The 12,138-nt window shown below is 69.0% G+C and carries 12 protein-coding genes; 9 read left to right on the forward strand and 3 right to left on the reverse strand.

The window, feature by feature from the left end; all coding sequences use genetic code 11:
• Positions 1-25: 25 nt before the first annotated feature.
• Both DSX2_RS13330 and DSX2_RS13335 read right to left on the reverse strand, forming a co-directional pair.
• Positions 26-961, reverse strand: a complete 936-nt coding sequence (locus tag DSX2_RS13330) for a hypothetical protein (protein ID WP_020881475.1) — start codon at positions 959-961, stop codon at positions 26-28.
• 4 nt (positions 962-965) lie between these two features.
• A complete protein-coding gene (locus tag DSX2_RS13335) occupies positions 966-1,856 on the reverse strand; it encodes a nitroreductase family protein (protein WP_020881476.1) in 891 nt (296 codons plus the stop codon).
• Between the two features lie 247 nt (positions 1,857-2,103).
• Between DSX2_RS13335 and DSX2_RS13340 the strand changes: the two genes are divergently transcribed.
• The 9 genes from DSX2_RS13340 (at position 2,104) to DSX2_RS13380 (ending at position 11,591) form a co-directional block, all read left to right on the forward strand.
• On the forward strand, positions 2,104-2,883 hold the full coding sequence (locus DSX2_RS13340; RefSeq protein ID WP_152512951.1) for a Tfp pilus assembly protein PilF: 780 nt from the start codon (positions 2,104-2,106) through the stop codon (positions 2,881-2,883).
• Between the two features lie 12 nt (positions 2,884-2,895).
• The gene (locus tag DSX2_RS17730; RefSeq protein ID WP_020881478.1) at positions 2,896-3,735 is read left to right on the forward strand and encodes a hypothetical protein; all 840 of its coding nucleotides are present in this window, start codon (positions 2,896-2,898) and stop codon (positions 3,733-3,735) included.
• Between the two features lie 157 nt (positions 3,736-3,892).
• On the forward strand, positions 3,893-6,832 hold the full coding sequence (locus DSX2_RS13350; protein WP_020881479.1) for an NAD-glutamate dehydrogenase domain-containing protein: 2,940 nt from the start codon (positions 3,893-3,895) through the stop codon (positions 6,830-6,832).
• A gap of 21 nt (positions 6,833-6,853) precedes the next feature.
• The gene (locus DSX2_RS13355; protein WP_020881480.1) at positions 6,854-7,951 is read left to right on the forward strand and encodes a hypothetical protein; all 1,098 of its coding nucleotides are present in this window, start codon (positions 6,854-6,856) and stop codon (positions 7,949-7,951) included.
• A gap of 25 nt (positions 7,952-7,976) precedes the next feature.
• Positions 7,977-8,327: a cupin domain-containing protein gene (locus tag DSX2_RS13360; protein ID WP_020881481.1), complete on the forward strand. Its 351-nt coding sequence runs from the start codon at positions 7,977-7,979 to the stop codon at positions 8,325-8,327.
• Positions 8,324-8,650: a hypothetical protein gene (locus DSX2_RS13365; RefSeq protein WP_236615125.1), complete on the forward strand. Its 327-nt coding sequence runs from the start codon at positions 8,324-8,326 to the stop codon at positions 8,648-8,650. Before DSX2_RS13360 ends, DSX2_RS13365 begins: the two co-directional genes overlap by 4 nt.
• Positions 8,651-8,757: 107 nt before the next feature.
• Entirely contained in the window at positions 8,758-9,903 is a 1,146-nt protein-coding gene (locus DSX2_RS13370) for an alanine--glyoxylate aminotransferase family protein (protein ID WP_020881483.1), read from the forward strand.
• Positions 9,904-9,954: 51 nt separating this feature from the next.
• Positions 9,955-10,590 (forward strand): peptidylprolyl isomerase, encoded by a 636-nt coding sequence (locus tag DSX2_RS13375; RefSeq protein ID WP_020881484.1) that lies wholly within the window; start codon positions 9,955-9,957, stop codon positions 10,588-10,590.
• A gap of 143 nt (positions 10,591-10,733) precedes the next feature.
• Entirely contained in the window at positions 10,734-11,591 is an 858-nt protein-coding gene (locus DSX2_RS13380; protein ID WP_020881485.1) for a hypothetical protein, read from the forward strand.
• Between the two features lie 73 nt (positions 11,592-11,664).
• Here DSX2_RS13380 and DSX2_RS13385 read toward each other — a convergent pair whose 3' ends face one another.
• Positions 11,665-12,117 carry a universal stress protein gene (locus DSX2_RS13385; protein WP_035042562.1) on the reverse strand — a complete coding sequence of 151 codons (453 nt, stop codon included), beginning with the start codon at positions 12,115-12,117 and terminating at the stop codon, positions 11,665-11,667.
• Between the last annotated feature and the right edge of the window lie 21 nt (positions 12,118-12,138).

Genomic DNA, 12,138 nt, shown 5'->3' on the forward strand with positions numbered 1-12,138 from the left:
GACGGTCCCGGGCGTTTAGGGAAATCTACTCGTCCGCGCAGGGGAAGGCGGCGGCGATCACGGGGAAGAGCCCCATGCCCACGGTGAAGCCGCATTCCGCGCGGGAGAAGGCCTGGGCCTTGGGGCCGAGAAGCACGCCGTCCGGCGTGAAGCCCACGTGAAGCGGCGCGGAGAGCTTCTCGCCCTCGTCGCACAGCCCGGTCTTGCTGCCCGGCTCGAACAGCCTGCGGCCGCCGTCCGGCAGCTTCACGGTGACCGTGTTCACCGGGGTGAGCAGGCCGGCCAGGCTGCCGTCCGGCGCGAAGCGCACGGAGTTCACGTCGCCGCAAAGCCCCTCGGGGTCCGGATCGAAGGCGGTCATGCGGCCGATGGGCGTCTCGATCTCCATGGGCGCGGCGGGCTCGAAGGACTCGAGGCTCCCGTCGTCGTGGAAGGAGGCACCGATGCGCGCCGTGGCCGGACCGAGCGGCGTCAGGAGTTCCAGGGTCTCCTCGGGCCAGAGCGTCAGGCTCTTCAGCCTGCCGGACTCGTGGAAATTGATGTTGATGAAGGCGACCGTGCGCTCTCCCTGGGGCGTCTCCACGCGCATGGCCTCGGTCAGGCGGCGCTCGTCGCGCCAGCTCCAGAAGCCCGTGAGCTTGCCGTTCAGCGGGAAGAGGCGGCAGAGGCGGCCGGAAGAGTAGAAGGTCAGGAGCTCGGCCGGGTAGTCCCCGAGCGGCGTCCGGATAACGGTCCGGCTCTGCAGGGGCAGGGACTTCAGGGTGCCGTCGCGGTGGAAGTGGATGGGTTCCACGCGCAGGTGGCGTTTCTCGTCCGCCTCGTAATGCGGCACCAGGGGGCCGAAGGGGGTCTCGAGGACGTTCCTGCGTATCACGACCACGCTGCGCGGCGTGCCGTCCGGCCACACGGCCGCGGCGTCCACGCCTTCCAGAAGGCCGTAGCGGGTGGAGACGGAGTGCATGGGATCAGACCTCCTTGCGGGTCGCGGCCCAGGTTATGGCGGCCCGGGGGCGGGGCGGGATGCGCGCGTAGCGCAGCGCGGGCCGCCCGAGCATCAGCCCGCCGCACATGGCGTGGCCTTCGGGCACGCCCAGGGCGCGCAGCAGCGGCTCGTGGCGGGCGGCCGCGATGGTCACGAAGCCCGCCCAGCAGGCTCCGAGACCGGCGGCGTGGGCCGCGATCTCGAGGTACGTCAGGGCGGTCAGGGCGTCCTCGCGCGGGGTGATGCCGGTCTCGGGCGCATGGGCCACCACCAGGCAGGGCGCGCTGCGGCAGATGAGGTCGCGGCCGCGGGCCAGGGCCCTGAGAAGCCCGGGCAGGTGGAAGCGCGCGGCGAGCTCGGGCGAGCGCTCGGACTCCAGGCGCATCCACTGCGCCGTCTCTTCGGCCACGCGGGACACGGCCTCCCTGCCGTGATGCACGCAGAAGGCCACGGGCCGGGCGTTGTGCCCGGAGGCGGCCCACTGCGTGTCGTCCAGCAGGCGGACGAGGAGCTCCCTGTCCGGCGGCTCCGGCTTGAAGAGGCGCACCGAACGGCGCGTGCGCAGGAGCTGCTCGGCCTGCTCGAGGCTCACGCAAAGCTCCTTTCGGATCGGCTCGCCGGGGCCTGCGTTCTCCCATCCGTCCGCCTCGCCGAGCGACAGCGCACCGGCCGGACAGACGGCCACGCAGTGGCCGCAGCGGATGCAGCGTCCGGCCATGGCGGGCTCGGCCACGGCCAGCCCGTCCTCGGCCCGTCCGATGATGGACAGGGGGCAGACCATGGCGCACAGGCCGTCGCGTCGGCAGAGCTTTGCGTCGATGCGCACGGGGAGGAGGGCGGGCCGTTCGGGGGACTGCGTGGAAACTGGCTTCATGGGGGATTTCTCTCCTGGGCTGTGCCTGCGGGACGTAGGCCCGGGACGCGCCATCGGGTTGCCGGGGAATTTCGAGCAGGGGCCGGCGGAAAAAATAATCAGGCGCCAAGTGTCTATAGGGGGCGGGGGCTCCGATGGCAAGCGGGAGGGGAATCCGCTTGCCGCATCTTGCCTTTCGCAAGGGAAAACGACATTATCCGCCCCCTCGGGGGGAATCCTTTTAGTGTCTGATTCCGGCAAGATATCCATGAAGACGGAAAACGAAGAGCGTTTCGCCGGGGCCTTCTCGATCCTGCAGAGCAGCAAGGTGGGGGCGGGCACCACCGCGCAGAAGCACGTGCAGACCATGAACGTGTATGCGGAGGAGAAGGCGGACGGGACGTTCTCCCTGCGCTACCTGAACGACAACTTCGTTCCGGTAGGCAAGGCCTGGACCGTGGACAAGGATACGCTGCTGACGGAGTACACGCCTGAGCCGGACCTGTACATGAACAAGGTCTACCCGGCCATGCGCGAGCTTTCCAAGACCATCGCGCACGCCGAGCGCCTGCGCGAGAGCAACCAGACCTACAGCGCGGAATACGAGTTCAAGCGCGCCCTGCGCATCGACGAGACCAACATCCGGGCCACCTTCGGCTTCGGCCTCGTCTACCTCGACCGCAACGACGCCGAGAAGGCCGAGCTGGTCTTCCGCCGCCTGGTGACCCTGGAAGCCGCCTTCGACAGGGAGCACAAGCACCTCTTCAACGAGTTCGGCATCAAGCTGCGCCGCGCGGGCCTGCTCGACCAGGCCCTGGAATTCTACGGCCGCGCCGAGGAATACTCGCACAACGACGAGAACCTGCACTACAACCGCGCCCGGGCCTTCGAGGCCAAGGGCGAGGTGGGCGAGGCGCTTTCGAGCCTCGAGAAGGCGCTGGCCATCAGGCCGGATTTCCACGAGGCCAGGAAGTTCCGGGACGGCCTGCGCAAGGGGCCCTCGGCCGGACGCAAGGCCGTCTCCGGCGGCCGAAACGGCATGGAGTAGGGCGGAGGAGACATGGACGCCAACTTCATCGGACTCTATCTGGTGCGCAACGGCATCATCACCGAGGGACAGCTCTCCGAGGCCATCGAGCGCCAGCGCCGGAGCAACAGGCGCATCGGCGACATGGCCGTGGCCCGGGGCATGCTCTCCGAGGCCGAGGTCCACTCCATCTCCACGGCGCAGCGGAAGAAGGACCGCCCCTTCGGCGAGATCGCCCTGGAGCTCGGCCTGCTCGACGCGGACCAGCTCGACTATCTGCTTTTCAGCCAGAGCATCCACAACAGCCATCTGGGGGAGATACTGCTCGACATGGGGGCGCTCTCGGACGACCAGATCGGACCGCTGATCGAGGCCTACCATGCCGGAGAGGCCTGCCGCTGCGCCGAGGTCGAGGCCCGGTTCGGCGGCGGGCACGGTGCCGAGGCGGTGCGGGCCGTGGTCAGCGCCTTCGAGCGGGCCTTCCTGCGCTTCATGGGCGAGGAGGTCAAGGCCTGCATCGGCCCGGCCTGCGACACGAAGGACGACGGCGGGCTTCCCTGCCGCCTGGGGATCCGCCTGCACGACGGCCTGGCCCTGGAGCTCGGCCTGCGCCTGCCCGAGGATGTCGCGGCGCGCGTTCTGGGGCATCGGGCCCCGCCGGAGCCCGGCGGCCCGTCCGGGGATTTCTTCGCCACCGTGGCCCACTACGCGGGCGAGACGGTGCAGGCCCGGGGGCTGCGCGTCGACTCGCTCGAGATAGTGGCCGGAGAACATCCGGCCGTGGACGATCGGGGAGAAGAGGTTGCCTTCTGCCTGATGACCCCGTCCGGCGTGCTCATGCACGTGCGCGGCAGAATGCACGACGCCTCCTGATCCTCCGCATTTCCCGTCTTTTCCACCACGGCCGCATCTTGTGCGCAGAATTTCCTTCTGCACCGCATAAGCGTCTGCGCATTGACGCCTTCCTGCAAAAGGGGCACACAGGCAACATCAACAACCCCTCCCTTTCAGGTCGGACATGGAGGCGCCGATGCCGGATGCGCACGTTCCCGATACGGAGGCAACTCTCGCGGCCCTGACGTCACACTACGTCACCGCCGCCGAAGAGGTCGTTCCCTGGTTCTTCGCCAACATGCCGGAGTTCTACTTCCGGACGCATCCTCCGAAGGACCGCCTCATGCATCTGAAGGCCGTGGTGGCCGGGCGCTTCACAGGCGAGGCCCGCACCGTCGTCTTCTCCAGTCCGGACGGCACCCGCCACACCTTCATCAGCCCCGGACGCTGGATCAAGGAGTTCCTGAACGTGCTCGCGCCCTTCGAGCACGTCTGCATCGAGTGCCTGCAGGCCATGTCGAGCGCCGACGAAGGCCTGCGCATCATCGACCTGACCACCGGGCCCGGACTCAGGGTCAATCCGCGCGGCGGAGACTGGCGCCGGGCCATGGCCGAGATCAAGCGGCAGAAGCTCGTGCCCGACGAGGACATGCCCGCGCTCTCCGCCTTTTTGCGCAGCGCCGGGCCGGACTATCTGGCCCGCTTCGAGGCCGCCCGGGTGCTGCGCCATTTCGAGGCCTCGCGCCGCATCTCGCGCAGGGAGAAGGTGGAGGTGGGACTCGAGCAGCTGCCCTCGGGCGAGGAGCGGCTGACCGTGTACATGGCCTCGCCGCCCGCCGCGGGCATCGTGCCGCGCCTCGTGCGCATCCTGGCCAGGCATGCCGTCGACATCACCCGGGCCTATTGCGACCGCTTCGTGAGCGAGGACGAGACCCTGCTCCTGTGCAGCTTCTACGTGCGCTGCGGCGAAGTCTGCCTGTCGCGCGAGCCCGAGCGCCTCAAGTCGGTGCAGGATGCCCTGCGCATGGCCAAGTGGCGCGCCCCGCACGCGCTCGAGGAACTCATCGAGGAGGACGGCTGGAGCTCCGAGCGGGTGGAGTGGCTGCAGGCCATGTGCGAGTTCGCGCACCAGACCCTGGTCAAGCGCGACCTGCACGCCTTCACCTCCGAGAACATCGTGCGCGCGGTCCTGGCCCGGCGCGACGCGGCCGCCCTGCTGGCGGACCTCTTCGCGGCCCGCTTCGACCCGGAGCTTCGGGAGCGCGAGGCCGAGATCGCGCGCGTGGAGAAGCGGCTGACCGACCTGCTGGGCCTCGAGGACAACGACACGACGCGCCGCATCATCGAGGCCATGCGCTCCTTCATCGTGCGCACGCTGCGCACCAACGCCTTCGTGCCCGGCAGGCTCGGCCTCTCCTTCCGCCTGGACCCCGATTTCCTGGACGAGCCCATCGCCGGGCAGTGGCCCTACGGGGTCTACTTCTTCCACGTGCCGCACGGCCTGGGCTTCCACATCCGCTTCCGCGACACCGCGCGCGGGGGCCTTCGCATCGTGCCCACCAAGAGCCAGGCGCGCTTCGAGCTGGAGTCCAACCGCCTCTTCGACGAGTGCGCGGCCTTGGCGCGCACGCAGCAGGACAAGAACAAGGACATCCCCGAGGGCGGGGCCAAGGCCGTGCTCCTGCTCGGGCCGCAGGCCGACCCGGACGTGGCCCTGCGCGCCATGGTCGACTCCTTCCTGGACCTCCTGCTGCCCGAGGGCGAGGCCCCGGTGCGGCGCGAGGTGACGGACTACCTGGGCAGCCGTGAGATCATCTTCCTCGGCCCGGACGAGAACATCACCCCGGAGCGCATCGCCTGGATCGTGGAGCGGGCCGCGCTGCGCGGCTACCAGTGGCCGCAGGCCTTCATGAGCTCCAAGAGCGAGACCGGCATCAACCACAAGCAGTACGCCGTGACCTCGCGCGGCGTGGTCGTCTTCCTGGAGGCGCTGCTGCGCGCCCTCGGCATAGACCCCGAGCGCGACCCCTTCAGCCTGAAGATGACCGGCGGGCCGCGCGGCGACGTGGCCTCGGGCGTCATGAAGCTCATGGCCGAGCGCTGGCCCGGGACCGGCCGCATCGTGGCCGTGGCGGACGGCAGCGGCTCGGCCTGCGACATGCAGGGCCTGGACATGGGCGAGCTGTTGCGCCTGGCCGCGGCCGAGCAGAGCATCGCCGCCTTCGACCCGGCCAGGCTGCGCGGGGAGGGGGCCTGGGTCCGGCGGGCCGACACGCCCGAGGGCGTGCGGCTGCGCAACACCCTGCACGACGTGGTGCCCGCGGACGTCTTCCTGCCCGCCGGAGGACGGCCGGACACCATCAACGTGCGCAACTGGCGGGCCTTCCTGGACGGGGAGGGCAGGCCGTCCGCGCGCGGCGTGGTGGAGGGGGCCAACATCTTCCTCTCGGACGAGGCGCGCGAGCTTCTGGAAGAGAACGGCGTACTGATCATCCCGGGCGCCTCGGCCAACAAGACCGGGGTCATCTGCTCGTCCTACGAGATCCTCTCCGGCCTGGCCGCGGACGAGGCCGACCTGAGGAGCGTGCACGCCCGCTTCGTGCGCGAGGTCATGGACATCCTCATGCTGCGGGCCGGGAACGAGGCCGCCGCCCTCTTCGCCGAGCACCGCGCGTCCGGCGGGAGGCGCACCCTCTCGGTCATCTCGCGGCAGATATCCGAGGCCGTCAACGGCCTGGCCGACCGGCTGCTGGCCGCGCAGGCGCGCGGAGAAGGGCCTCTTTGCGACGCGAAGCTTGTCCGGGACCTGGTCATGGAGTATTGTCCCGAAGTATTGGTCGAGCGTTTTGCGCAGCAGCTCATGGAGCGCGTGCCCGAGGGGCACCTCCTGGCCCTGGCCGCGCACTACGCGGCCGCGAGCCTGGTCTACGCCGAGGGGCCGACTTGGCTCGAACGGATGACGGCCGTGCGCGATCCCGCCGAGGTGGCCGCCGTCTGGCTCGCCGGGCGGGCCGAGGCGCGGGAGCTTCTGCGCAGCGTGCGGCACAGCCGACTGCCCGGCAGGGAGGCGCTCGACGAGATCGTGCGGTCCGCCGGGCTCAAGCATCTGACGATGCGCGGCCTGGGACTGGGCTGAGCGCGGGGAGGGACGAGGTCCATGGATCAGGTCGAGCGGAAACGGTTCGTGAACGACGACTCGCGGCTTCGCGAACGCGCCGCGGAGATGGTGGAGAGCCGCCGCGCCGCGGGCCTCGACGGCCTTGTCGGCGGGCTCGAGACGGTGATCATCTGCGTGGAGCCGCACAACCTGCGCGCCGCGGCCGGGGAGCTTCTGCGCACCACGGGCCTCTCGCACCGCGAGACCTACGAGGACGCGGCCCGCGTCGCCTGCGTGCTCGGCCTGGAGGGCTCGGCCGACTTCCTCGTCACCTGCCGCACACGCGGCGAGAATCCCTTCCTGCCCTACAACCTCGCGCCCAAGTCGCGCCGCCTGCCGAACTCGCGGCTCGAGACCTTCGTCTACAAGTGCCGCGACATCGACGCCTTCGCCCGCATCCAGAAGGAGCGCGGCGTGCGCTTCATGACCGAGGAGCCGCTGCGCCTGGGGAGCTACGACTACATCCAGACGCCGCCCTCGCCCTACACCGGCAACGCGCTCGGCTTCATCCAGTGGCGGGGAGAGGAGGGCCGCTACCTGCACGACCGGGCACGCGCCCTCACCTGGCGCTTCGAGAAGCCCGACCTGCCCTTCCTTTCGGACATCAGACAGCTGGACCACACGGCCACGCGGGTCAAGGCGGAGGAGCGCGACGAGGCCATCCTCGAGTTCATGTCCCTGACCGGCTACGATTTCGACTTCGCCATCTACGTGGAGTCGCTCAACTCCATCACCAGCGTGGCCCGCCTCTCGCGGGACGACTACGCCCAGGTCTTCACCTCGGGCATCACCGCCTTCACCGACCTCGACCACTCGGGCCCCACGGAGAAGTACATCCACAACTACGGGCTGCGCGTGCACCACATGGCCTTTCACACCGAGAACATCGACGAGGTCTTCGCCGGGCTCAAGGCCGACGGCATGAAGTTCCTGGTGGAGCTCGTGGGCTCGCCCGAGGACGGCCTCAAGCAGACCTTTTCCGAGACGAGCCCCTTGACCTTCCTGGTCAACGAGTACATCCACCGCTACGGTGATTTCGACGGCTTCTTCACCAGGTCCAACGTGACGGAGCTGACCCGGGCCACTGACAAGCAGTAGGCCCGAAACGGGAGGGAGACGGAATATGGCCGGGGAGAGGCCCTATTTCATCCAGCGCCGCACGGTCGTGGCGGAGACGCCGCGGCTGCGCGTGGCCGAAATGACGCTCGGCCCGGGCGAGCACGTGCCTCTGCACAAGCACAGCCGGGCCAGCGACGTCTTCTACTGCCTGGCGGGGCGCCTGCGCCTCGTGGCCGGACAGCCCGGGGAGCGAGACGGCGAGGAGGCCGTCCTGGCGCCGGGCGAGTCCTTTTCCGTGGCGGCCGGGCGGCCTCACATGGCCGTCAACGACGGCGCCGACACCTGCCGTTACCTGCTCGTGCAGCACGGCGAAACGATCGACTACGTCCCCCTGGGGGAAAACGAGGAGGCATGATGGTTGCGACCGCGAACAAGGGAGGCATCGTTTCCGGAGCGATCTGGATGACGCTCATCTCCGTGCTGCTCTTCTGGCTGCCCATCTTCGGGCCGCTGCTGGCCGGCGTGGTGGGAGGCAAGAAGGCCGGCGGCGTGGGCAACGCCATCCTGGCCGTGTTCCTGCCCGGAGTGATTCTGGCCATCGTCCTCGGCCTGTCCTCCACCTTCCTCACCGGCCTGCCCGCCGTGGGCACCATGATGGCAGCGACCGGCTTCCTCTTCTACGTCATCAACATCGGCCTGCTGCTCGTGGGCGCCATCGTCGGCGGCGTGCTGGCCTGAGGCGCGCCCCTGAAGGGAGGGGCCGCGAAGACATGGCGGGGCTTTACAAGCGGGCGCGAGGGACCTAGAGAAACGTGCTTTAACTCCTGCGCAAGCGAGGAACCGCCATGTCGTCCACTCCCCTCGACGAATTCACCGACCTGAAGCTGTTCATCACCGGCCCCACCTGGCTTCGGCCCGAGGTGCGCCAGGCGGGCTGCCTGCCGGAGTTCGGCCACCGCGACAGCGAGAACGTGAAGCGCCTGGGCCCGGCCATGGCCCACCTGAAGACCCTGGCAGGAGCGGGCCCCGAGCACGAGGTCATCCTCTTCAACGGCTCCGGGTCGACGGCCATGGAGGCCGCCGTCAGGAGCCTCGTGGCCGACGGCGAGACCGTGCTGCACGTGGTCGTGGGCGCCTTCGGCGACCTGTGGCGCAACATTTCCCTGGCCAACGGCAAGAAGGCCGAGCTGCTGAGTTTCGCTCCCGGCGAGGCCATGGACCTGGACCGCCTGGACGCGGAAGTCGCCCGCCTGCGCCCGGCCGTGGTCGCCGTGACCCACAACGAGACCTCCACCGGCGTGATCAACGACCACCTGGCCGCCTGCCGCCTGATCCGCGGGCGCGGCGCCCTGCCCCTGGTGGACGGCGTGAGCGTCTTCGGCGGCGCGCCCGTGGATCTCGCGGGCTCTGGCTGCGCCTTCTACGCCTCGGCCACGCAGAAGAGCCTCGGGCTGCCCGCGGGCTTCGGCATCGCCGTGGTCTCGGCCGAGGCCCTGGAGAAGGCGGGGAAGGTGGCCGTCCGCGGCTACTCCTCGGACATTTTGCGCCAGATCGAGCGCGCCAGGAAGAACCAGACCCTGACCACGCCGAGCGCCACCCTGGCCAACCAGATGGCGGTGCAGCTCGACTACATCGTCAACCAGGAGGGCGTGGCGGCCCGCTTCGCGCGGCACGAGAGGCTGCGCGACCAGGCCCGCGCCTTCGTGGCCGGGCTTTCCGGCTTCGACTTCTTCGCGCCCGAAGGCCACCGCTCGCCCACCGTGACCGCCGTGCTCGCGCCCGAGGGCTGGACCATGGCGAAGCTCAAGGAGGTCAAGGAGGCCATGCGCGCGCGGGGCTACCTCTTCGATCCCGGCTACGGCAAGCTCAACCAGGACCTCGAGGCCGCCGGGCGCCGCGTCTGTTTCCGCATCGGCCACATGGGCGACATGCAGGAGCAGATGCTGGGCACCTATCTCGCCGAACTGGGAGAGGTACTCTCCCGGATCTGATTCCGGACATGGCCGGGACCCGGCCGTGCAACCGAGCAAGGAGACTGTACGATGAACATGCTGCGCACCCTCTGCCTGACCTTCGCCCTGGTGACCGCGTTCGCCGTCTCGGCCCGCGGCCAGGCCCCGGCCGCAAGCGGCGCACAGGCCGCGCCGGGCGTCACCGCGCCCGCTCCGGCCCAGCACAACCCCCACGTCCTGCTCAGCACCACGCAGGGCGACATGCTCATCGAGCTGTGGCCCGAGGTGGCGCCGAAGACCGTGGCGAACTTCCTGCATTACGTGAACACCGGCCGCTACGACATGACCATCTTCCACCGCATCATCCGGGACTTCGTCATCCAGGGCGGCGGCTACGACGGCAGGATGCAGGAGGTCGAGACCTTCGATCCCGTCAAGAACGAGTCCCGCGTGGACGTCAAGAACCTGCGCGGCACCGTGTCCATGGCGCGGACGAGCGACCCGGACAGCGCCACGAACCAGTTCTTCATCAACGTGGTCAACAACGAGGACCTGGACAAGCGGGCGAACGATCCCAAGCATCCCGGCTACTGCGTCTTCGGCAAGATCGTGAAGGGCATGGCCACGGTCGAGCGGCTGAATCGGCTGCAGGTGAAGGACCAGGGCAACTTCTCGAACGTGCCGGTCGATCCGGCCGTGATCCTGAGCGCCAAGCAGGTGGACTAGCCCGCCCGCGGCGCGCGGCGTACGCACCGCGCCGCATCGGCCCCTTCGGCGGCCGGTGCGGCGCGTTTTTTTGCTTCACTTTTCGCCCCGGATGCCTGATAGAGCAGTGGCTTGTCCGGCCCTTCGCCGGTAAAGGAACAACCATGCGACTGCTCGAATTCGGCACCTATCTCTTCGATCCCCTGCACTCCCTCCTCGAGCGCGAGTCCACCCATCGCCGCATCACCGCCGGGCTGGTGATCGTCTTCCTGCTGGGCCTGGCAGGCATCGAGCTCAAGCGGCAGGGGCTTCTGCCCCCGCCGCTGGCCGCGCTCACCCCGGACAACCACTTCCACGCCGTGCACCTGGCCTTCACCCTGCTCCTGGCGCTTGAGGTGGTGGGGCTCATCTTCTCGCTGCCCTGCTCGGTCTCCAAGTCGGTGGGCAAGCAGTTCGAGATCCTGGCGCTCATCCTGCTGCGCGGCTCCTTCGAGGAACTGGTCAACTTCCCGGAGCCCGTGCAGCTCGAGGGACGCTTCGACGCCCTGTGGCACATCGTGGCGGACGGCGTGGGCGCGCTGGCCATCTTCGTCATCCTCGGCTTCTACTACCGCATCCAGCGCCACCGCACGGAGATCATGCGGCCGCAGGACCGCTTCGCCTTCGTGGCCTCCAAGAAGATCGTGGCCCTGATCCTGCTCGTGGTCTTCGCCTGCATGGCCGCCTGGAACGTGTGGCTCATGGCGCGGGGCGAGCCGCACTTCGACTTCTTCGACAGCTTCTACACGGTGCTCATCTTCTGCGACATCCTGCTGGTGCTCATCTCCCAGCAGTACCTGCCCGCCTTCCACGCCGTGCTGCGCAACTCGGGCTACGCCGTGGCCACGCTGCTGCTCAGGCTCTCCCTGACCGCGCCGCCCATCGCCAACGCGGCCATCGGCGTGGGCGCCGGGCTCTTCGCCCTCTGCCTGACCTACGCCTACGACCACCTCTACATGCAGAGCACCAAGGCCGGGGTGTGACCGCGGCGCGGGCCGCCGGGCGCGGAGATGAACTCCGCGCCCGCGCGCCCGTCCCGTTTCCGTCTCGTGATCGCTAGCGGACCACGTGCACGGGCACGGGCGAGGCTTCCAGCACCCGGCTGACGATGTGCGACAGCCGGGGCTCCACTGCGTCGCTCTGCTGCCCGTACTCGCCGCCCGTCAGGACGATCATGTCCGCGTGGAGCTCCTTCGCGGCCTTCAGGATCTCCGGGGCCGCGCTGCCCGAGACCAGCCTGATCTCGACGTTGGGGCAGGCCGAGAGGTCCTCGGCGCAGATGCCCTCCATCTTCTTCTTGGCCTGCTCGATCTCCCAGCTCTGGAAGCGCTGCATCTCGTCGGCGCTCGGATAGTTGCCGTAGGCCGGGAAGTAGGCGCACAGGTCCACGGCCACGTAGAGCAGGTAGATCTTCGCGCCGTATTTCTCCGCCAGCGAGACCACGTGCGGGGCGGCCTTGCGCGAGTGGGCCGAGAGGTCGGTGGGCCACAGGATTGTCTTCACGTCCATGTCCATAGTCGTGCCTCCTTG

It is taken from the genome of Desulfovibrio sp. X2 (assembly GCF_000422205.1).
Lineage (GTDB): Bacteria > Desulfobacterota > Desulfovibrionia > Desulfovibrionales > Desulfovibrionaceae > Alkalidesulfovibrio.

Coding starts and splice junctions, on each gene's coding strand:
- DSX2_RS13330 (WP_020881475.1), bottom strand. CDS start 961: ATGCACTCCGTCTCCACCCGCTACGGCCTTCTGGAAGGCGTGGACGCC.
- DSX2_RS13335 (WP_020881476.1), bottom strand. CDS start 1,856: ATGAAGCCAGTTTCCACGCAGTCCCCCGAACGGCCCGCCCTCCTCCCC.
- DSX2_RS13340 (WP_152512951.1), top strand. CDS start 2,104: ATGAAGACGGAAAACGAAGAGCGTTTCGCCGGGGCCTTCTCGATCCTG.
- DSX2_RS17730 (WP_020881478.1), top strand. CDS start 2,896: ATGGACGCCAACTTCATCGGACTCTATCTGGTGCGCAACGGCATCATC.
- DSX2_RS13350 (WP_020881479.1), top strand. CDS start 3,893: ATGCCGGATGCGCACGTTCCCGATACGGAGGCAACTCTCGCGGCCCTG.
- DSX2_RS13355 (WP_020881480.1), top strand. CDS start 6,854: ATGGATCAGGTCGAGCGGAAACGGTTCGTGAACGACGACTCGCGGCTT.
- DSX2_RS13360 (WP_020881481.1), top strand. CDS start 7,977: ATGGCCGGGGAGAGGCCCTATTTCATCCAGCGCCGCACGGTCGTGGCG.
- DSX2_RS13365 (WP_236615125.1), top strand. CDS start 8,324: ATGATGGTTGCGACCGCGAACAAGGGAGGCATCGTTTCCGGAGCGATC.
- DSX2_RS13370 (WP_020881483.1), top strand. CDS start 8,758: ATGTCGTCCACTCCCCTCGACGAATTCACCGACCTGAAGCTGTTCATC.
- DSX2_RS13375 (WP_020881484.1), top strand. CDS start 9,955: ATGAACATGCTGCGCACCCTCTGCCTGACCTTCGCCCTGGTGACCGCG.
- DSX2_RS13380 (WP_020881485.1), top strand. CDS start 10,734: ATGCGACTGCTCGAATTCGGCACCTATCTCTTCGATCCCCTGCACTCC.
- DSX2_RS13385 (WP_035042562.1), bottom strand. CDS start 12,117: ATGGACGTGAAGACAATCCTGTGGCCCACCGACCTCTCGGCCCACTCG.